Here is a 21,352-nt window from a genome sequence, read left to right on the forward strand (position 1 = left end):
CGCGTTCCACGTGAAACAATCAGTATAACTAAATTCAACAATAAGCTTATTATGAGCAAAGAAACACTAAAGAACAGTTTAAGAACTGTAAGAGACTTTCCCATACCCGGCATCCTGTTCTGGGACGTGACCACCCTCTTCAAGGACGCCGCTTGCCTGCGTGAGCTGGAGGACGTGCTCTACGAAATGTACAAGGACAAGGGCATTACCAAGATTGTGGGTATCGAGTCGCGCGGATTCATCATGGGAGCCGCCCTCGCCGTCCGGCTGGGAGCCGGATTCGTCATGGCACGCAAGCCGGGCAAACTGCCTGCCGAAGTTCTCGAGGAACACTACGACAAGGAGTACGGCAAGGACACCATCCAAATCCATAAGGACGCCATCACCGAGGATGACGTGGTCCTCCTCCACGACGACCTGCTCGCCACGGGAGGAACCATGTGCGCCACGCACCGCCTCGTGAAACGCTTCCACCCGAAGCAGATTTACGTCAACTTCGTCATCGAGCTGACGTCCCTCCACGGACGCGACAACTTCCCCGAAGGCGTCAACCTCGAAACCGTCCTGCAAGTGTAAGGACAGGGGACGGCAGGTGCCGGACGTCCATCCGGTCCCGGCACACCGCCTGCCCTGTCTCCGGACGGGAAAGCATCCCTCCTCCACATCCATTCACAACGAACCAGACAAGCACGCATTCATGGCTGAACACAGCAACTTCAACGACTACCTGAGGGGCATCGTACAGAACCTGCCCGACAGTCCGGGCATCTACCAGTATCTGAACAAAGAGGGAGTCATCATCTACGTAGGAAAGGCGAAGAACCTCAAGCGACGGGTCTACTCCTACTTCAGCAAGGAGCACGAACCGGGCAAGACGCGCGTACTCGTCAGCAAGATTGCCGACATCCGCTACATCGTCGTCAAGACAGAGGAAGATGCGCTCCTGCTCGAGAACAACCTTATCAAGAAGTACAAGCCCCGCTACAACGTCCTGCTCAAGGACGACAAGACCTATCCGTCCATTTGCGTCACGAACGAATACTTCCCCCGCGTCATCCGAACACGGAAGATCGTGCGCAACGGCTCCACGTACTTCGGTCCCTACAGCCACATCCCCACCATGAACGCGCTGCTGGATCTCATCAAGCGGCTCTATCCGCTACGCACGTGCCATCTCGCACTGACCCCCGAGAATGTCGCAGCGGGAAAGTTCCAGGTGTGCCTCGAATACCACATCAAGAACTGCAAGGCACCGTGCATCGGCCTGCAGTCACACGAGGAATACATGGCGAACATCGCGCAGGTGAAGGAGATTCTCAAGGGAAACACCCGGGAGATAGCCGCTGCGCTCATGGACGAGATGCAGGCGCTCGCCGCCGAATTGCGTTTTGAGGACGCGCAACGGGTGAAGGAGAAGTACGAGCTTATCGAGGCGTACCGCTCCCGCAGCGAGGTGGTGAGCGCGGTGCTGCACAACATCGACGTCTTCTCCATCGCCGAAGACGGGGACTCCGCCTACATCAACTACCTGCACATCACGAACGGCTGCGTCAACCAGGCGTTCACCTTCGAGTACAAACGGCGCATGGACGAAACGAAGGAAGACCTGCTCGCCATGGGCATCGTCGAGATGCGCGAGCGTTACAAGAGCCGTTCGCGCGAAATCATCGTGCCGTTTGAGCTGGACCTGGAGCTCGCCGGGGTCACGTTCACCATCCCGCAACGGGGCGACAAGAAGACACTGCTGGACCTCTCGCTGCTCAATGTGAAACAGTACAAGGTCGACCGTCTCAAGCAGGCGGAGAAGCTGAACCCGGAGCAGAAGAGCGTCCGCCTCATGCGCGAAATCCAGGAACAGCTGCACCTGCCGAAGCTGCCGATGCTAATCGAGAGTTTCGACAACTCGAACATTAGCGGAACCGACGCCGTGGCTGCCTGCGTGGTGTTCAGGAAAGCCAAGCCGTCGAAAGCGGACTACCGCAAGTACAACATCAAAACCGTCGTCGGACCGGACGACTATGCGTCGATGCAGGAAGTGGTCCGCCGACGCTACAGCCGCGCCGTGGAGGAAGGAACGCCCCTGCCCGACCTCATCATCACCGATGGCGGAAAGGGACAGATGGAGGTCGTCCGCCAGGTCATCGAGGATGAGTTGCACCTCTCCATCCCCATCGCCGGACTCGCCAAGGACAACCGTCACCGCACGTCGGAACTGCTCTACGGCTTCCCACCCGTCACCATCGGCGTGAAGCAAGGCACTCCCCTCTTCCATCTGCTCGAACGCATCCAGGACGAGGTGCACCGCTTCGCCATCACCTTCCACCGCGACAAGCGCAGCAAGCGTCAGGTGGCATCCGCCCTCGACACGGTCAAGGGCATCGGGGAAAAGCGGAAGACAGCCCTGCTGAAAGCCTTCAAGAGCGTCGCACGCATCCGGAAGGCGTCGGTGGAGGAACTGGCAGCCGTCGTCGGCGAAAAGGCCGCACAGAGCCTGAAACAAGCCCTGACGGAGGACGCGACGGGACAGTCCGAAGCAACCGATTGACCACAGCCGACGCATCATTCCGCCGCCATTTGATACGCCGTATGACAAACTATCCGTATCTTTGTGACAAAAAACAGACTTATGCGAATCGTTATACAACGCGTACGCCATGCCTCGGTCACCATTGACGGCGTACTGAAATCATCCATCGGGGGCGGCATGCTCGTCCTCGTGGGCATCGAGGAAGCCGACACACAGGAGGACATCGACTGGCTCTGCAAGAAGACGGTCAACCTGCGCATCTTCGACGATGCTGACGGCGTGATGAACCGCAGCATCCTGGATGCCGGAGGGGATATCCTCGTGGTAAGCCAGTTCACCCTCCACGCATCGACCCGGAAGGGCAACCGCCCCTCCTACATCCGTGCTGCCAGACCGGAAGTGTCCATCCCGCTCTATGAAGCTTTCTGCCGGACGCTCTCTGCTGACCTGGGCAAGGCGGTGCAGACGGGGACTTTCGGTGCGGACATGAAGGTGGAACTGCTCAACGACGGCCCCGTGACCATACTCATCGACTCAAAGAACAAGGAGTGAACGGAACTCCCACCCAATCCATACAGACTATGACAATCGAAGAAGCTCAACAGACAGTAGACCGCTGGATACACACCTACGGGGTGCGTTACTTCAGCGAGCTTACCAACATGGCAGTGCTCACCGAGGAAGTGGGCGAACTTGCCCGGGTCATGGCACGCCGCTACGGCGACCAGTCGTTCAAGCCGGGCGAGAAAGACAACCTTGCCGACGAGATGGCGGACGTGCTGTGGGTACTGCTCTGCCTCGCCAACCAGACGGGCACAGACCTCACCGAAGCTTTCCGCCGCAACCTGGAGAAGAAGACGGCACGGGACAAGGAACGACACAAGAATAATCCTAAACTATAAGAGCATGATGAAAGAGAACCACGAACATGAATGTCACTGCGGGCACCACCATCACGACGATGAGGGCTGCCACTGCGAACAAGAGTACGGGCACGACTGCTGCCACGATGACGAATGTGACTGCGAGGCTTGCGAGGACACGCCGGCAGACGACGAAGACCGCGAACACCTCCATCAGCCCAGCAAGTACGACGCTGCCCTGGCGAAGTATGAGACGCATCTCGACGATGATGCCGTAACGCAGGCCGTTGACGCCATCATCGAGAGCAAGGTGGCGGACAACGACAACGAGGAAGTGAAGAAACTGCTCTTCTCGTGCCTCGACCTCACCTCGCTGCGTACGGCGGACAACGACGAGAGCATCCTCCGCCTGGTGGAACGGGTCAATGCGTTCGACGACGCGCATCCGGACCTGCCTCACGTCGCCGCCATCTGCACCTACCCCAACTTCAGTCACCTCGTCAGCCAGTCGCTCGAAGCGGAAGGGGTCGAAGTGGCTGCCGTGTCGGGCGGATTCCCGTCAGCCCAGACCTTCACCGAGGTGAAAGTGGCAGAGACAGCCATGGCACTGCACGAAGGGGCGACCGAGATTGACATCGTGATGCCGGTGGGGAAGTTCCTCGACGGTAACTACGAAGACCTCTGCGACGAAATCGAGGAGCTGAAGGACATCTGCGGGGACAAGCCGCTCAAGGTCATCCTGGAGACTTCGTTGCTCCGCTCTGCCTCGAACATCAAGCGGGCGTCTATCCTGGCAATGTATTGCGGGGCGGACTTCATCAAGACCTCCACGGGCAAGGACTGCTCGGTAGCGACTCCCGAGGCTGCCTACGTGATGTGCCAGGCTATCCGGGAGTACCACACGCAGACAGGAAGGATGGTGGGCTTCAAGGCTGCCGGAGGCATACGCTCGGTACACGACGCCCTGGTCTACTACTCCATCGTACGCGAACTGCTGGGCAAGGAATGGCTCACGCCGCGCTACTTCCGCATCGGGGCGAGCTCCCTTGCCAACGCACTCCTCTCCGACCTGTTGGGCGAAGAGACCAAGGCGTTCTGAGGCGACGGCTTCCTGCATCAACGGCGCGGGAGGATGCCTGGGGCAACAGAGGGTTGTCCGGAGCATGCTTCCGCGCCGCTCTGTTTATACCCCGACAGTCACGGGACCGTGCAAGACGCTCTCCTCCCTCACAACGGGAGACGGACACTGGGACGAATGCCTTCCGCCACATCCGCTATAAATTCGCAACAATCCTTAAAGAACGTTTCCTCCTATTGCAAAAACCATTTTAACACTTCCGAAATTTCAGAAGCTAAAGGCGCCAAAAAGGCAAAAATACTGACCGAGGATACAGGCGATGGGAAAGAACGGCATTTTCAGCGCATTCATAAAATACATATTAACACATACACAGACTTTCTCTTACCTTAGAGAAACAGAATACGCCTGTACTCCATCCATTCGTAAGGGCACAGGCGTATTTTGTTAGCAATATAACACTTCGGAATTGAGCACGTATCCGCACAAACTAGAGAAAAGATGCACACTTCGGGGATGGTTTGTGCATCCGCCCGTCCGAACGACGGACCGGAAGTTCCGGAAGCCTAGCGGACATTGTGACGGACGGAAGGCGCACCGAAGTAACTCGGGTGACGGTTGTCGGGATTGACCACGATGCGCTCGAGCACCACCTCCGGGTCGGTCATGAAGACCTTGAGCATATGAAGTCCGGCAGAGCGGACGGGCAACTTCACGGTGAGCCAGCGCAGGTTGTCGAACACTTCGTTGCGGCGGAGTTGTCCGGCGCCGGTCAGTCGGATGCTCGTATCCTGACGGGGGAGCGGCTTCAGGTTCGGCGACTTCGCCAAGTTGGCAGGCGTGTATTCGGCAAATTCGTCCTTGAAGCCCTGACGGGCATCAAGCGTCAGCGGAGCCTCGTCGTCGAGGGAGATGGCAAGGCGCAGGCCGCGCTCAGGGTTGACATCCTGCGTGGGGAGGATACCGATGCAGAGCGATACGCTGTCGGCGTCAGTCAGCAGCACCCGGTATTCGAGACGGGGAGCCTCGGATGGCTGCGCACTCAGGGCTGTAACGGGCTGGATGCCCATGCAGCCTTCGTCGCGTCCCAGGTCGGGGAGCAAGGTCCAGGCGGCTGCCTTCCCGGGAACGTTCCGGTTGAAGGCAATGGCAGGGATGGAGAACTCGCTGCCGCTGACGTTACCGAAGTAGGGTTCGTCGGTACGGGGCGCCTCGCCCTTGACGGCACGTACGGCGACGGGGACGCGCGTGTCACCGCTGACAATGGTCACCTGCCCTTCGTGGATACCGGCTTCGAGGGCACCCCAGTCGATGCTGACCTGCAGACGGGCTTCGTCCGTCAGCGTGCCGGCTGAACGGCTGACACGGAGCCACGGAGCAGAAGGGGTGACGGCATAGTCGAGGCTTCCCGTCCCACGGTTGAACAGGTCGACATGGTACTCCGATGCCAGCAGGGAGTCAAATACAGGGAGTGCCAGGTTGCCGTCCTGCTCCGTGGCTTCGCTGCCTTCCACGCTGACGCCCAGCGCCGGGGATTCGGTCGGAGTGACACGGACGAGCTCGGGCAGCACCGCCTTCTCGGGCATCGACCACTGTGTGTACCCGATGTGGATGTCCTGCATCATGTTCTTCCACTTGCCGCCGGCGAGGGTATCGTTGTAGTAGCGCGTCAGCTCACCTTCTTTCCGGAAGAGGGCTTCCGCCAGGTCGGCATAGCGGTTGGCGAGCGGACGTCCCTGGGAGGCATAGAGCCGGTTGCGCGTCACGGCTGTATAGAGGTTGGCAATGCCGGCAGATGCCACGGCGGGATAGTAGACGAGCAGGAAGTAGGCGTCCTGCATCGCGGCAGGGAGCAGGCGGCTCAGGGAGTCGGCACGGTGGACAACGTACTGCCACAGCTGCTCGGTGCGGTCGCTCTCGTGGTAGTTCACCACGCTGAAGATACCGGGCACCTGGACTTCCGCCTTGCGCCAGAGGTTGTACTTGGGATAGGCCGACACGAGGGCAGCGACGGCGTCGGCGTGCGCTTCGCCGAAGTTCTCACCCGCCCACGCACGGAGGTAATCGTCCGTACGGTCGGCAGGGATGGCGTCAGGGTCCCACGCATAGCGCAGGATGAAGTCGATGGGCAGTTCCTTCGGCTTGAGGTCGCCCACGTTGACAATCCACAGGTCGTCGATGCCCGTCTCGTAGGCAAGGTGGAACTGTTCGCGGAGCTTCGGGATGGGCGAGGTGTTCACCCAACGGTCGTTCCACGGGCCTCCGTTCATGTCGATGTGGTAGTAGAGCCCCATGCCGCCGCAGCGGTCACGTTCCTTCAGCGGTCCCGTGCGCCGGATGTAACCCCAGTTGTTGTCGCAGAAGAGCAGAAGCACGTCGTCGGGCACGGTGAAGCCCTTGTCATAGTAGCGCTGCACCTCGGTGAAGATGGCCCAGAGCTGGGGCACCTCGGAGGCGGGACGTCCGTAGACCTCACTGATGATGGCACGCTGTCCCTCGACGACCTTGGCGAGCGTCTGCATGTTCTCCTCGTCGTCGCCTTTGCCCATCGCTACGTCACCGTCGCCGCGCATGCCGATGGTGATGAGGTTGTCATACGTCCGGTTGCGCTCCAGCCCGTCGCGGAAGAAGCGGTCCAGGCGCGTCTTGTTCGTGGCATAGTTCCACTCCCCCACTTTGTCACGCCGACGGGTATACTCCTTGTGGGCGCGCATCATCGGCTCGTGGTGCGACGTGCCCATGATGATGCCGTAGCGGTCGGCAAGGGCGGGATTTTCCGGGTCGTCCTCATTGAAGGCGGTCGCCCACATGGCAGGCCAGAAATAGTTGGCACGCAGGCGCAGGAGGAGTTCGAAGAGGTGGGCGTACATCTTGGAGTTGAGTCCGCCGAACTTTGCCGACGCCCATCCGCCGAACGAGGGCCACTCGTCGTTGATGAAGATGCCGCGGTACTTCACCTTGGGCGACGGCTGCACGTAGCGTCCGCCCTCGACATAGAGCGACGTGCTGCGGCGTGCGGGGACATCCGCCCACCAGTACCAGGGCGAGACGCCTATCTTCTCCGAGAGGTCGTAGATGCCGTAGATGGTACCGCGCTTATCGCTGCCGGCAATCACGAGACAGCCGTCCACGGTTGCGATGAGGTAGGACTCCCACTGTCCGCTGACGGACGAGGCGTCAAGCTTGCCTGCCTTCACCAGCTGGTCGATGAGGGGGCTCTTGCCCAGTGTCCCCACGAGGACGGATGCGGGGGCGGGCTCGTCAGTCTGTACAAGCCGTGGCAGGATGCCGGTCACGCGTTGCACGTCTTGCGTCAGGTCACCGGCAGCGCGGACGACGCCTTCCCAGTCAGCGGAAGAGACGAGGACGGAGGCTGCCCGGCCGTCAGCTGCCAGGCAGAAGGCTCCCGGGGCGGATGTGTAGCGGACGTATTGCGGAAGGGTACTGAGACAGTCGGTTTTCACCGGACCGGCCGCATGCAGGGTAAGTGTTGCAAGAAGCAGCAGGAGGGGCAGAATGGATTGTTTCATGGGTGATAGCTTTTAGGGTTGTTTCTACGGACGGACGGCATCTGCCGTCTTCCTGCAAAGTTAGCGTACGCGGCAGCGCATCGGCAAATCCGGTTATTTCATTCTTCATTGATTTGGTTACACAGCGGCGGAAAACCGGGGGCGGACTGTTGACTATTGCCCTGCAGCGCGAGCAGCCCATTCCGTCAGGTGGTGAACGGAGGGACGACCGGTGAGCAGAAAGCAAAGGGAGGGCGTGCTTACCGGTGGAAGCATGCATCCGTAGAAAAGGAAGGCTGCGCGAAGTAAACTCTCCGCACAGCCTCCCAACCGTTCAAAGTAAAAATGTAATAACCCGTAAGCTCCGGCCTACACCACCTTCATCAGGTCATTGATGCCGACAAAGACATAAGCTGCGATGTAGCAGGCAAAGACCACGATAAGGAGGACAGAGCCTACCTTATTTCCTGACTTTGACAGCTTGATATTTCAACAATTGTAACATTTTTAAAATCAGCCGTTCCAGAAAATCTTCATGGTGACGCGGGTGACGCAAACCTAAAATGAGTACCTTTATGGCATGTTTGTACGCAAGAAAAAGAACCGTAGCGGCACTGTGAGCGTGGTTATCGCAGACAAGAGCAGTGGCAAGTTCAAGGAGCTTAAGACAATTGGAGTATCGTCTGCCCCCGACGAGATTGTTCGCCTTGAGGTCAAAGCGCGTCAATGGATAGACGAATATTCCGGTCAGATGACACTTGACTTTGACGAGAGTGCTCAGGCGCTCCAAGAAGCGAGAAATACCATTGCGCGCATCGAGAGGACGCTCCAGAACACGCCACAAGTTATCCTCGGCCACATATACGACAGAATTGGCTTTGGAGTAATCGGGGACAGCATTTTGCGTCATCTCGTCATCGCAAGGGTCTGTCATCCGCAGAGCAAGGTTGCCACAGCGTCGTATCTGAAGTCCTACTTCGACGAAGACGTTCGGTTACATAACATCTACCGCTATATGGACAAGCTGTATAATACGCAGCGCGAGAAGGTCCAGCGGATAAGCGTAGAGCACACGATGAGGATTCTCGGCGGACGGATTGGGGTCGTTTTCTACGATGTGACCACACTTTACTTCGAGTCCGCACCACAGCCGGACGATGTCTTTCGTCAGGCAGGCTTCTCAAAGGACGGCAAGATGGCAGAATCGCAGATAGTCCTCGGACTGCTGGTGAGCGAGGACGGCTACCCGATGTCCTACTCTATCTTCAACGGCAGCCAGTACGAGGGGCGCACAATGATTCCCGTAATCGATGACTTTGTCCAGCGCTTCAAGCTGACAGACTTCATCGTTGTGGCCGACTCGGGCCTTATGAACACAAAGAATGTGGAGCTGCTGGAATCCGCCGGCTACCGGTATATTATCGGGGCGAGAATCCGAAACGAGTCTCCAAAGATTAAAGACTGGATTCTTGCAATTGACAGGACGGACGGGAACATTATTGAATGTTGCAAGAATGATTGCCAGAGGCTGGTTGTGAGCTATTCAGATGCACGGGCAAAGAAAAACGCATGGAACCGCAACAAAGGCGTCGATAGACTCCGCAAGGCCTATGCGAAAGGTACTCTGACCAAGGACAACGTCAATAAGCGAGGCTACAACAAATTTCTCGATATCAGCAAGGACATAACCGTAAGTATCAATGAGGAAAAGATAGCAGAAGACAGTCTTTGGGATGGACTGAAGGGGTATATAACGAATACGACCCTGTCCGGGAAAGAGGTCATATCACAATACCATGGCCTTTGGATGGTTGAGAGGGCTTTCCGTATTGGCAAAGGGACGCTCGAGATGCGTCCAATGTTCCATTTTACGGAGAAACGTATCGAGGCCCATATTTGCATCTGCTTTGTAGCCTACAAGGTGTATAAGGAACTTGAACGGGTCATCAGAGAAGTCGGCATGAAGATGAGCGTTGACAAGGTTCTTGAAATCGCCAAGACAATAACGACGCTCAGAATAAGGCTGCCCAACGGCTCGGTATATACTGAGACTCTANGGTGTATAAGGAACTTGAACGGGTCATCAGAGAAGTCGGCATGAAGATGAGCGTTGACAAGGTTCTTGAAATCGCCAAGACAATAACGACGCTCAGAATAAGGCTGCCCAACGGCTCGGTATATACTGAGACTCTATTCACAACACCACAGCAGGAGACCATCAAACCATTGTTGGAGGCATTAGATCAAGACAAAAATAAAGCAGGGTGACGCATTGTCAAAGTCAGGTATAAAGCCAAGTCCGGCTTGAAATAGAATCATACTTTCTCATAATTGTTCCTCCTTTCTCATAGAATTAAATTTAATTGTTAGCAATTTGATTAGAACAAGTTATCCCTATACTTTTACTTTGGATTTTCTTTCGAAGCAATTGGCGGATGCCTTTATTCGTAAGCCACCAACCATAACCACCCGGTTGTATTTGTCCAAGAGGAAAACTTGCAGCGACGACGCTGGAGAGAAGCACGATGCTCCTACCCGACAAAAAACAAATAAACAAAAGAAGAATATTCGCCGGATACGGCTTACTTCGTACGTTCCACCACGTAGGAGAGGAAGGCTTCGAGGGCGGTGCGGATGTCGTCATCCTGCACGGGGAGAATGAGGTCGAGTGCCTCGCGACGGAGCTTCTCCATCGCCTGCATGGCGTACTCGATGCCGCCGTGCGCCTTGGTAAAGCGGATGAGCTCCACAATCTCGTCGTGCGTCACATGACCGCTCTTGACCCGCTTCACGAGGTCACGGATGTGGTCGTCTGCCGACGTGTTCACGGCGTAGATGGCAGGGAGGGTGAGCTTCCCTTCGAGCATGTCGTTGCCGGTGGGCTTGCCCAGTTCGGGGCTTTCGTAATAGTCGAAGATGTCGTCCTTGATTTGGAAGCAGATGCCGACCTTCTCGCCGAACAGGCGGAAACGCTCGGTGTCGGCCGCCGACGCTCCCGATGCCATGGCACCCAGCTGGGCACAGGTGGCAAAGAGGACGGCAGTCTTCTTGCGGATGATTTCGTAATAAGTGTCTTCGGAGAGGGAGGAGCTGCTGATATTGGAGAGCTGGAGGATTTCACCTTCCGAGAGGTCCTGACCCAGGCGTGCCACGACGCGGACGATTTCGGCGTCACCCGTCAGGGCAGCATGGTGGAGGGAGGTGGAGAGCAGGTAGTCGCCCACGAGGACCGAGACCTTGTTGTCGTAAGCGGAATTGACCGAGGGCTGACCGCGGCGTTCGTCGCTCTCATCGACCACATCGTCGTGGACGAGACTTGCCGTGTGGAGCATCTCCAACGTGGCTGCCGCATGATAGGCGGCAGGAGACAGCGGACCGAACGACTTCGCTACCAGCAAGGTAAGCATAGGGCGCATCATCTTGCCACTACGGCGTCGTATGTAGCCCAGGATTTCACTCAGCAACGGGTTCGACGTGTTCAGTGATGCATCGAACACCTCGCGGAATGTCAGCATTTCTTGTGCTATCGGGCGTTTGATCAGTTCGGTCTTCTCCATAAAAAGCGTGATTATAGCCGCAAAAGTAATAATAAAGAGAGAAAGCGACGTGCTTTTTTCGTACTTTTACCCTAAATTTTTAAGAATACAGATGGAACGACTATTTTTACTCGACGCATACGCGCTCATCTACCGCGCCTATTACGCGTTCATCAAAAACCCACGCATCAATTCGAAAGGAGAGAACACCTCCGCCATCATGGGCTTCGTCAACACCCTGGAGGACGTGCTCCGACGTCAGGACCCCACGCACATCGGCGTGGCTTTCGACCCACCCGGACCGACCTTCCGCCACGAGGCCTACGAGCAGTACAAGGCGCAGCGCGAAGAGACGCCTGAAGCCATCCGCTGGTCGGTGCCCATCATCAAGGACGTCATCCGTGCCTACCGCATCCCCATCCTCGAAGTGCCCGGCTATGAGGCGGACGACGTCATCGGGACACTGGCGACCCAGGCGGGTGCCAGGGGCATAGACACCTACATGATGACACCTGACAAGGACTACGGACAGCTGGTAGGCGAGCATGTTTTCATGTATCGGCCACGCTACGGCGACAAGGAGTTCGACACGCTGGGCGTGGAGGAGGTGAAAGCGAAGTTCGGCATCGCCGAACCGGCGCAAATCATCGACATGCTGGGACTGATGGGCGACACGGCGGACAACATACCGGGCTGTCCGGGCGTCGGCGAGAAGACCGCGCAGAAGCTCATCACCGAGTTCGGCAGCATCGACAACCTGCTGGCAAACACCGGGCAGCTGAAGGGCGCCCTGAAGAAGAAAGTGGAGGAGAACGCCGAGCAAATACGCTTCTCGCGCTTCCTTGCCACCATCAAGACGGATGTTCCCGTGACGCTCGACATGGACGCGCTGCGGCGTGAGCAGCCCGATGAGGAGACGTTGCGCAAGCTGTTTGAAGACCTGGAGTTCAAAAGCCTCATCGACCGCCTGTTCAAGAAGGAGAAGGCTCCCCTTCCACCCCCGTCCGACCAGGGCACCCTGTTCGCGCTCTTCGATGCCGCCCCCCAGGAGGAACCGGCAACGCCCTCGCGCCTGTCACACCTCGAGGACCTGCCCTACCGCTACCACCTGGTGGAGACGGACGCCGACCGCCGGGCGCTGGCGGACCGTCTGCTGGGAGCCGCCGCCTTCGCCATGGACACCGAGACGACCAACGCCGAGCCCATGTGGGCGGAACTGGTAGGCATGAGCTTCAGCCTGGAGGAGAACGAGGCTTACTACGTGCCCGTCCCGGCTGAGCGCAGCGAGGCACAGCGCATCGTGGACCTCTTCAAGCCTGCCTTCGCCCGGGAGGAATCGCTCAAGATCGGACAGAACATCAAGTATGACATCATCGTGCTGGGCCACTACGGCGTGGAGGTGCGGGGTACGCTTTTCGACACCATGATTGCCCACTACGTGCTCCAGCCCGAGCTGCACCACGGCATGGACTACCTGGCTGAAATCTACCTGAAGTACGAACCCATCCACATCGAGGAACTGATTGGTCCGAAGGGCCGCAAGCAGAAGAACATGCGCGACCTTCCGCCTGCAGAGGTCTACCGCTATGCCTGCGAGGACGCCGACGTGACACTGAAACTGAAGCACATCCTGGAGCGTGAGCTGGACGCCAACGACGCACGCCGCCTGTTCGAGGAAATCGAGATGCCGCTCGTCCCGGTGCTTGCCTACATGGAGCGCAACGGGGTGCGCATCGACCCGGAGGCGCTGCGTCAGACGTCGGAGCTGTTTACCGGACGGATGCGGCAAATCGAGCAGGAGGTGTACGCCCTTGCCGGCGAGGAGTTCAACATCGCGTCGCCGAAACAGGTGGGCGAGGTCCTCTTTGACAAGCTGAAGATAACCGACAAGGCGAAGAAAACGCGCAGCAAGGGGCAGTACGTCACCTCCGAGGAGGTGCTGGAGAGCCTGAAGACGAAACATCCCATTGTGGAGAAGATTCTCGGATACCGCGGCCTGCGCAAGCTGCTGAGCACCTACATCGACAACCTGCCGACGCTGGTCAACCCTGCCACGGGCCGCATACACACGTCGTTCAACCAGACGGTGACTGCCACCGGACGACTCAGTTCGAGCAACCCGAACCTGCAGAACATCCCGGTGCGCGGGGAGGACGGCAAGGAGATTCGCAAGGCGTTCATCCCGGACGACGGCTGCGAGTTCTTCTCCGCGGACTACTCGCAGATCGAGCTGCGCATCATGGCACACCTGAGCGGCGACCCGCACATGATCGAGGCGTTCCGCGAGGGACACGACATCCACGCTGCCACGGCGGCGAAGGTCTACAAGAAACCCATCGACGAGGTGACGCGCGACGAACGGCGGAAGGCAAAGACGGCGAACTTCGGCATCATCTACGGCATCTCCGCCTTCGGACTTGCCGAGCGCATGGGCGTCGACCGCCGGGAGGCGAAGGAGCTCATCGACGAGTACTTCCTCACCTATCCGCACGTGAAGGCGTACATGGAGCACAGCATCGAGGAGGCACGCCGTCTGGGCTACGTGGAGACGATTTCCCGACGGAAGCGTTACCTGCCCGACATCCATTCGCACAACGCCGTGGTACGGGGCTATGCCGAGCGAAATGCCATCAACGCGCCCATCCAGGGCAGTGCCGCCGACATCATCAAGGTGGCGATGGTGCGCATCTACCGCCGTTTCCAGGCGGAGGGAATCCGTTCGAAGATGATTCTCCAGGTGCACGACGAACTCAACTTCAGCGTCTACCCGGAAGAACGGGAGCGCGTGGAACGCATCGTCATCGAGGAGATGCAGGGCGCCTACCCCTTGCAAGTGCCGCTGGAGGCGGACTGCGGCTGGGGCGCGAACTGGCTGGAGGCGCACTGATGCCGCTCCCGGCGCGTCCCTTCGCCGAAGGAAGCAGGAGGGACGCACCGGTGTCATTGTGTCAAATCGTCCACTCCTGTCCCGATAATCTGTCACTCCGACCGCGTTTCCGAAGACTATTTGTCAGCGTCCGCCCTTTGCGGCACGTGGCACGGAGTTTGCGACCCTGTGAGTGAGCTTCGGAATGAAAGGAGCCGGAGTCCAAGGATAACTACTCAACGAAACTTAATATAGGAGATTACGACTATGACACCGATGAGAAGAAACAATGGAAACTGGTTACCGAGTATCTTTAATGACTTCTTTGATACCGAATGGATGGAACGCGCCAACGCTACCGCACCTGCCATCAACGTGGTGGAACACGACACTGACTACTGTGTCGAGCTGGCAGCTCCGGGCATGACCAAGGACGACTTCCGGGTACACCTCGACGACGAAGACAACCTCGTCATCTCCATGGAAAAGAAGACCGAGAACAACGGGGAACAGAAGGACGGACGCTACTTGCGGCGCGAGTTCTCCTACTCACAGTTCCAGCAGACGATGGTCCTGCCTGACGACGTGGACAAGGAGCACATCAGCGCCCACGTGGAACACGGCGTCCTCACCGTCGAACTGCCCAAGCTGAAAAAGCAGGACGGAGACAAACCGTTGAAAGCCATTGAAGTCAAATAAGCTTGCAGAAGCAGAAGCCATCATCCTGACAGCCACACGGCGCGGGATGGTGGCTTCTTTCGTTTTATACCCACCCTTATGCCCATTACCATCCTCAACTTCACACACGCCTACGAGCCCATGACGTTCCTGCACGACGCGTCCTGCCGCTGGATTGACTGCACCCGCCTGCACGGCACGGCATGCTACTGCGACACCGACGGGGAAGCGCAGCTGCGTCGCCTCCTCGCACCCTATCCGCCCGAAGGCATCCATCTCATCGACTCGGGCGACTACCACTACGTCACCAAGCTGTGGACCGACAAAATCGACCGCCCCTTCTCGCTCGTGCTCTTCGACCATCACCCCGACATGCAGCCGCCCCTGTTCGACGGACTGCTCTCCTGCGGTTGCTGGGTACGCACCATGCTGGAACGGAACCCCCTGCTACGGAAAGTGTGCATCGTCGGTGCGTCGGAACGACTCCGGCAGGAGACGCAAGGCTTCGACCGCAGGCTGGTCTACTTCAGTGAGCAGACGCTCCGGCTGCGCGAGGCATGGCACCTCTTCTCCCGTTTCTACCTGAACGGACCAGTCTACATCTCCGTCGACAAGGACGTGCTCACGCCGCGCCAGGCGACGACCGACTGGGACCAGGGCTCACTCTCGCTGGGACAGCTGGAGTCACTCCTGCGCATCATCCTGCGCCACGAGGAGGTCATCGGCATCGACATCTGCGGCGAACTGCCCCTCTGCCAGCAGCCGTCCGCAGTCTCTCCCGAACGCCGCGCCGCCAACACACGCACCGACCACGAGCTGCTCGACTGGCTGGAAAAACATCTTCCACAGGAATAAAGCGGGCAGAGGACTGGGGACAATGCAGATATTCCCTATCTTTGTCCGCTGTTCCACACCCCGACACGCATGCTGAAACAGTTGTTCCATAAGAAAACGTTCGACCGCATCTTCCATGAGAACTACTCGCGGCTGTACCTCTACGCCTTCCACATCACCGGCGACGCAGAGGTGAGCCGCGACATCGTCAGTGACGTCTTCACCGGACTGTGGAACCAGATGGGGCGCATCGACGAGAAGACACTCCGCGCCTACCTGCTCACCGCCGTGCGCAACCGCTGCACCGACCACCTGCGCACATGCCTGCTCGACAAGCGTTACGAGGAGTATTACCTCGACACAGCCACGGAGCTGTATACCGACGACTACGAGGAACGGGCGGAGGAGGACCGCCTCATCCGCCGGATGCTCGAGTCCCTCCCGCCGCTCACCGCCGACATCCTGGAACGCTGCTACCTGGAACGCAAGACGTACGCCGAAACCGCCGCCCTGCTGGGCATCAGCCCCGAGACGGTGAAGAAGCACATTATAAAAGCCTTGCGAACCCTTAAAAAACTCTATAATCCTGCTTCTTTGGAGGAATCCTAGGCACCAAAACGCCCTTTCGTCCGTATCTCTATTAAAAGACACTGAATCATGACACAGCCAACCCCGAACCACCGTCCCGATACTCCCCCGGCAGAGGACTTCACCCGCGAGGAAGTCCGGCTGCGACGCTACTTTCTGCGGCAACAGGTCCCCGTGCCGGATGCCAACCGGGAACTGGAGCGGCTCTACCGCCGGCACCGTTCGCAGCTCGTGCGCCGCACTGCCGTGTGGGGCAGCGTAGCCGCCCTGATAGCCCTGGCGGTATGGCTCGTCCCGTCCCTCGTCGGCCGGCAGACGCAGCAGGTAGTGCACACGGCACCCGCGGTCGATGAAGTAACCCTCCAGACTGCCCGCGGCGAACGGCTCACCATCGGTTCTGCCGACGGGGACGACGCCCTGCACACCCTGGGAGCCACGCTCGACGACAGCGGCAGCCGTCTTGCCTACGACGACCGCTCCGCCACGCCCGTGCAGATGCAGGTGCTCAGCACCCCGGCACGACGCACCTTCCACGTGACGCTGTCCGATGGGACGGAGGTGTGGCTCAACGCAGGCAGCCGCCTCACATACCCGAACCGCTTCACGGACGGCGGACGGACAGTGGAGCTGGAGGGAGAGGCTTACTTCCGCGTGGCAAAGGATGCCGCACGCCCCTTCACGGTGAAGAGCGGCCCCCTGTCCACCCGGGTGCTGGGCACGGAGTTCAATGTCCGCCGCTATGCTTCCTCCGACACCCATGTCACCCTCCTGGAAGGCTCGGTCGAGGTGCAGGCTGGCACAGCGCCCGCCGTACGCATCGCCCCGGGGCAGGACGCCTCTCCGTCAGCGGACGGCACCTGGCGAGTCACCGACGTGGACACGGACATCTACTGCGCCTGGCACAAAGGGCTGTTCTATTTCGACCACGTCCCCCTGCGGGAGGTCCTGTGCGAGCTGGGACGCTGGTATGACAGGGACGTGCGGTTCGACCCGTCGGCAGACACGGATGCGGAAGTGTTCTTCACGGCACGCCGCACCGACCCGCTGGAGGACATCGTCAGCCTGCTCAACAGCCTCCACAAGGCACACATCCGCATCGGGGAGGATGCAATCCTCGTCAGCAAACAGTAAAAACAACAGACAGAAAGACACGTCTGAAAATCCCCCTCCATTCCCCGCTTCGTACGGACGCGTCGCCACGCTCGTACGGACGCGTCCGCACGGTCGTAGTCGTTCGTCCGTACGAACGTGACGACCTGTCCGTACGAAGACAGTCATTCTAGCACCCGATATACCTTTCAAAATCAGAGAATTATCCTCACCCGTCACCGGAGGGCGACGGACGTGAAAAAAAACTTCGCCTTCCGCTGAAAAAAACGGTCAAAAGCATACCCGATTGGCGCCCCTTCTCCGTATCTATTTACAAAGGAACATCTATTCATCTCTTTAAAAACCGAAGAAAGCACCATGAGAAGACTGCTCGAAACCCTCTGCCTCCTGGTCATCCTGCTCGTCGCACCGCATGCACGGGCACAGGATGTCGGGAAGAAAGTCAGCTTTGACTTCAAGAATGAAAGCCTGCCGACAGCGCTGAAGACCCTCAACCGCCTGGCGGAAGGCAACGTGACCATCATCTTTGCCTACGACGACGTGGCGTCCCACAGCGTCACGGCATCCGGCCGCAACATGACCGTGGAGGAAGCCTTGCGCAAGGTCCTCACGGGGACAGGACTGACCTGCACCGTCCAGTCTGACGGACGGTACCTCAGCGTCCGCCGGCAGCCACAGGCGAGTACCCCCGCACCACCGGCACGCCGGGAAGAGAAGCTCACCTGCACCGTGGTCGACGAGAACGGCGAACCGCTGGTGGGCGCCAACATCACGGTGAAGTATGACGGACGGGCGGACGCCTATGCCTCCGTCGGCATGGAGGGACACGCCTCGCTGCCGCTGCGTGGGGGCGAACGTTCGCTGACCGCCTCGTTCGTGGGTTACCTGTCGTCCACACAGGCTTTCACCAATGGACGGACCGTCTACACCTTCCGCCTGGAACCTGACACGAAGACCATGGGCGAAGTCGTCGTGACCGGCATCTTCAAGAAGCAGGAGTCGGTCTTCACGGGGGCAGCCCTGACCATCACCAAGAAGGAGCTGGACCAGTTCGGCGACAAGAACCTGCTCAGCTCGCTCGCCAACATCGACCCCGCCTTCAACATCGTGGAGAACAACAACTACGGCTCCGACCCCAACCGCCTGCCTGACCTCCAGGTGCGCGGCACCACGAGCATCACCGCCCTGCAGGACGGTTCGGACGCCATGCTCAACTATCCGCTCATCATCATGGACGGCTTCGAAATCACCCTGCGGCGCATGCTGGACCTCAATCCCGAAGAGGTGGAGTCGGTCACGCTGCTGAAGGATGGCGCCGCAACCGCCATCTACGGCTCACGCGGTGCCAACGGCATCATCGTCATCACCTCGCGCGAGCCGGAAGAAGGGCGTCTGCGACTCTCCTACAACGGACAGATGAATGTGGAGCTGCCCGACCTGAGCGGCTACCACCTGCTCGACGCGCGCCGGAAGCTGGAGCTGGAGAAGCAGCTGGGATACTTCGAAGGCAGCACGCCCGACGACATCATCGCACTGAGCAACCGCTATGCCTCCCTCCTCGCTGAGGTGGAGCGCGGTGTCGACACCGACTGGCTGGCAAAGCCCCTGCGTGCCGGCATCGGCCACCGGCATGCCCTGCGCATCGAGGGTGGTGACAAGGCGTTCCGCTATGCCGCCGACGTGTCTGCCGACTTTGTCAACGGCGTCATGAAGGGCTCGGGACGGCGCAACTACAACGGAGGCATCAACCTGAACTACCAGAAGGGAGGCTTCCTGCTGTCGAACCGCTTCCTCTTCGGGTATTCGCTCTCTGACGAGTCGCCCTACGGCTCGTTCGCCGACTACGTGAAGCTCAATCCCTATTGGACCCCGACCGACGAGAACGGCGTCATGAAGCGTTACCTCGACGAGGACCGCACCTATTGGGGTTCGGACACGTACTTCCCCGCCAACCCGCTCTACAACGCCACGCTCCCCATCAAGAACACGCAGAAGGGCACCAGCCTCACTGACAACCTCGCCCTGGAGTACCGCTTCTCGCCGGCATTCACCCTGCGCGGTGCCGTCAGCCTGTCAAAGGAGATGAGCCGCACCGACCACTACCTGCCGCGCACCCACACCACCTTCCTCACCAGTGAATACAGCTCGGGGGAGAACGTGATGCGGCGCGGACGCTACGACTACGGCAACACTGAGTCCACATCCTACACCGTCAACCTCACCCTCAACTACAACAAGCTCTTCGGCGGCCGCCACCTGCTCTACCTGGGCGTCAACGGCGAGCTGTCGGAGCAGCAGAGCGAGTCGGTCAGCTTCGAGCTGGAAGGCTTCACGCAGGAGGACCCCAAACACCTCTCCGCCGCCCTCTCCTATGCCAAGAACAAACGTCCGGGAGGCAGCGAGAGCACGTTCCGCCGCGTGGGTGTGGTGGCAAATGCCAACTATTCGCTGAGTGACACCTACTACGTCGACGGCGCCTACCGTGTCGAGGGAGCATCGCAGTTCGGCGCCAACAAGCGGTTCGCCCCGTTCTACAGCATCGGGGCAGGATGGAACCTGCACCGCGAACACTGGATGCAGTCCGTCAGCTGGGTGAGCTACCTCAAGCTGCGCCTCTCCTACGGGCAGAACGGCAGCCAGCGGTTCAGCCCCTACCAGGCCATCGCCACGTATAACTACCTGAACGCCGACCGCTACCATGACTGGCTGGGCATCGCGCCCGCCGCACTGGAGAACGAGGACCTGGAGTGGCAGATTACCGACAAGTACAACGTGGGCGTGGAGGCGTCGTTCTTCAAGGCGCGGGTCAACCTGACCGCCGACGTCTACTGTGACGTGACGGACAACCTGCTCACCGAACGCACCCTCCCGCTGTCCAACGGCTTCACCTCCTACAGCGAGAACCTGGGCAAGCTGCGCAACGTGGGCTTCGAGGCAAAGCTCAGCGTGAAGCCCATCGTCGACACGCAACGGCGCATCATCTGGACACTCACGGGCAGCGTGGCGCACAACAAGAGCAAGATGGTGAAGCTCTCATCCGCCCTCAAGAAGGCGTTCGAGCAGGAAGCCGCCGCCACCCGTCAGCTGCCACCGAACCGCCTCATCCGCGAAGGCGAGGACCTGAACACTCTCTACGCCGTACGCTCCCTGGGCATAGACCCGCAGAACGGGCGCGAGGTCTACGTGGACCGCAACGGCGAGCTGACCTACACCTGGAGCGCAGCCGACCTCGTGCCGTGCGGCGTGAGCCAGCCGAAGTTCCGCGGCAACCTCAACAGCACGTTCCGCTGGGGCAACTTCTCCTGCGCACTTGCCTTCGGCTACCACTTCGGCGGACAACAGTACAATGAGACACTGGTGTCGCGCGTCGAGGTGACGAACATGAAGTACAACGTCGACGAACGTGTCTACACGGGACGCTGGAAGCAGGAGGGCGATGTCGTCCCCTACAAGGGGTTGTCGAACTACGAACGTACCAATGCCACCAGCCGCTTCGTGCAGGACGACCGCATGCTGACGCTGCGCAACGTGAACCTCGCCTACGAGTTCCGTGAGCAGGTATGGATGAAGGCCCTCGGCCTGACGACCATGCAGGTCAGCGCCAACCTGAGCGACGTGTTCTACCTCTCGTCCATCAAGCGCGAACGCGGACTCTCGTACCCCTTCGCACGGCGCGGCTCGCTGGCATTGTCGCTCATGTTCTGAGAGGCTGACGGAGCACCGTCCGGTCTCTCCCATTCCACTCACCATCAAACACCGCAAA

15 protein-coding genes are annotated in these 21,352 nt (G+C 59.2%); 13 read left to right on the forward strand and 2 right to left on the reverse strand.

The genetic code is table 11. The annotated features are described in order from the left end of the window. Window positions 1-51: 51 nt before the first annotated feature. The 5 genes from C8275_RS01885 to deoC all read left to right on the forward strand — a co-directional run bounded on the left by C8275_RS01885 (window position 52) and on the right by deoC (window position 4,489). Window positions 52-576 (forward strand): adenine phosphoribosyltransferase, encoded by a 525-nt coding sequence (locus C8275_RS01885; RefSeq protein ID WP_106483862.1) that lies wholly within the window; start codon window positions 52-54, stop codon window positions 574-576. A gap of 121 nt (window positions 577-697) precedes the next feature. Then, window positions 698-2,545 (forward strand): excinuclease ABC subunit UvrC, encoded by a 1,848-nt coding sequence (gene uvrC, locus C8275_RS01890; RefSeq protein ID WP_106625692.1) that lies wholly within the window; start codon window positions 698-700, stop codon window positions 2,543-2,545. Window positions 2,546-2,626: 81 nt separating this feature from the next. Continuing rightward, window positions 2,627-3,079, forward strand: coding sequence for a D-aminoacyl-tRNA deacylase (dtd, locus tag C8275_RS01895; protein WP_106483863.1), 453 nt, complete (start codon window positions 2,627-2,629; stop codon window positions 3,077-3,079). 29 nt (window positions 3,080-3,108) lie between these two features. Further along, window positions 3,109-3,429, forward strand: a complete 321-nt coding sequence (locus C8275_RS01900) for a nucleotide pyrophosphohydrolase (RefSeq protein WP_022384924.1) — start codon at window positions 3,109-3,111, stop codon at window positions 3,427-3,429. A gap of 7 nt (window positions 3,430-3,436) precedes the next feature. Continuing rightward, window positions 3,437-4,489 (forward strand): deoxyribose-phosphate aldolase, encoded by a 1,053-nt coding sequence (deoC, locus tag C8275_RS01905; protein ID WP_106625693.1) that lies wholly within the window; start codon window positions 3,437-3,439, stop codon window positions 4,487-4,489. 545 nt (window positions 4,490-5,034) lie between these two features. On the opposite strand, the gene C8275_RS01910 is transcribed toward deoC, so the two are convergent. Next, window positions 5,035-7,998 carry a glycosyl hydrolase 115 family protein gene (locus C8275_RS01910; RefSeq protein WP_106483864.1) on the reverse strand — a complete coding sequence of 988 codons (2,964 nt, stop codon included), beginning with the start codon at window positions 7,996-7,998 and terminating at the stop codon, window positions 5,035-5,037. Window positions 7,999-8,557: 559 nt separating this feature from the next. On the opposite strand from C8275_RS01910, the gene C8275_RS01915 reads away from it, so the two are divergent. Both C8275_RS01915 and C8275_RS14560 read left to right on the forward strand, forming a co-directional pair. Further along, entirely contained in the window at window positions 8,558-10,078 is a 1,521-nt protein-coding gene (locus C8275_RS01915; protein WP_106483865.1) for an IS1634 family transposase, read from the forward strand. After that, window positions 10,075-10,245: a hypothetical protein gene (locus C8275_RS14560; RefSeq protein WP_157948128.1), complete on the forward strand. Its 171-nt coding sequence runs from the start codon at window positions 10,075-10,077 to the stop codon at window positions 10,243-10,245. Before C8275_RS01915 ends, C8275_RS14560 begins: the two co-directional genes overlap by 4 nt. A gap of 314 nt (window positions 10,246-10,559) precedes the next feature. Here C8275_RS14560 and C8275_RS01920 read toward each other — a convergent pair whose 3' ends face one another. After that, window positions 10,560-11,534 carry a polyprenyl synthetase family protein gene (locus C8275_RS01920; protein ID WP_106483866.1) on the reverse strand — a complete coding sequence of 325 codons (975 nt, stop codon included), beginning with the start codon at window positions 11,532-11,534 and terminating at the stop codon, window positions 10,560-10,562. Between the two features lie 91 nt (window positions 11,535-11,625). Here C8275_RS01920 and polA point away from each other — a divergent pair, with 91 nt between their 5' ends. From polA to C8275_RS01950, 6 genes are all read left to right on the forward strand, one after another. Then, window positions 11,626-14,400 (forward strand): DNA polymerase I, encoded by a 2,775-nt coding sequence (gene polA / locus C8275_RS01925; protein ID WP_106483867.1) that lies wholly within the window; start codon window positions 11,626-11,628, stop codon window positions 14,398-14,400. A gap of 246 nt (window positions 14,401-14,646) precedes the next feature. Continuing rightward, window positions 14,647-15,078 carry an Hsp20/alpha crystallin family protein gene (locus C8275_RS01930; protein WP_106483868.1) on the forward strand — a complete coding sequence of 144 codons (432 nt, stop codon included), beginning with the start codon at window positions 14,647-14,649 and terminating at the stop codon, window positions 15,076-15,078. A gap of 78 nt (window positions 15,079-15,156) precedes the next feature. Continuing rightward, window positions 15,157-15,912 (forward strand): arginase family protein, encoded by a 756-nt coding sequence (locus C8275_RS01935; RefSeq protein WP_022384933.1) that lies wholly within the window; start codon window positions 15,157-15,159, stop codon window positions 15,910-15,912. Between the two features lie 69 nt (window positions 15,913-15,981). Then, on the forward strand, window positions 15,982-16,500 hold the full coding sequence (locus C8275_RS01940; RefSeq protein WP_022384934.1) for a sigma-70 family RNA polymerase sigma factor: 519 nt from the start codon (window positions 15,982-15,984) through the stop codon (window positions 16,498-16,500). Between the two features lie 48 nt (window positions 16,501-16,548). Next, window positions 16,549-17,610 (forward strand): FecR family protein, encoded by a 1,062-nt coding sequence (locus C8275_RS01945; protein ID WP_106483869.1) that lies wholly within the window; start codon window positions 16,549-16,551, stop codon window positions 17,608-17,610. A 336-nt stretch (window positions 17,611-17,946) separates the two neighbouring features. Continuing rightward, on the forward strand, window positions 17,947-21,294 hold the full coding sequence (locus tag C8275_RS01950; RefSeq protein WP_106483870.1) for a SusC/RagA family TonB-linked outer membrane protein: 3,348 nt from the start codon (window positions 17,947-17,949) through the stop codon (window positions 21,292-21,294). The last annotated feature ends 58 nt before the right edge of the window (window positions 21,295-21,352 follow it).

The organism is Bacteroides sp. Marseille-P3684, from assembly GCF_900291465.1.
In the GTDB taxonomy this organism is placed as follows: Bacteria; Bacteroidota; Bacteroidia; order Bacteroidales; family Bacteroidaceae; genus Phocaeicola_A.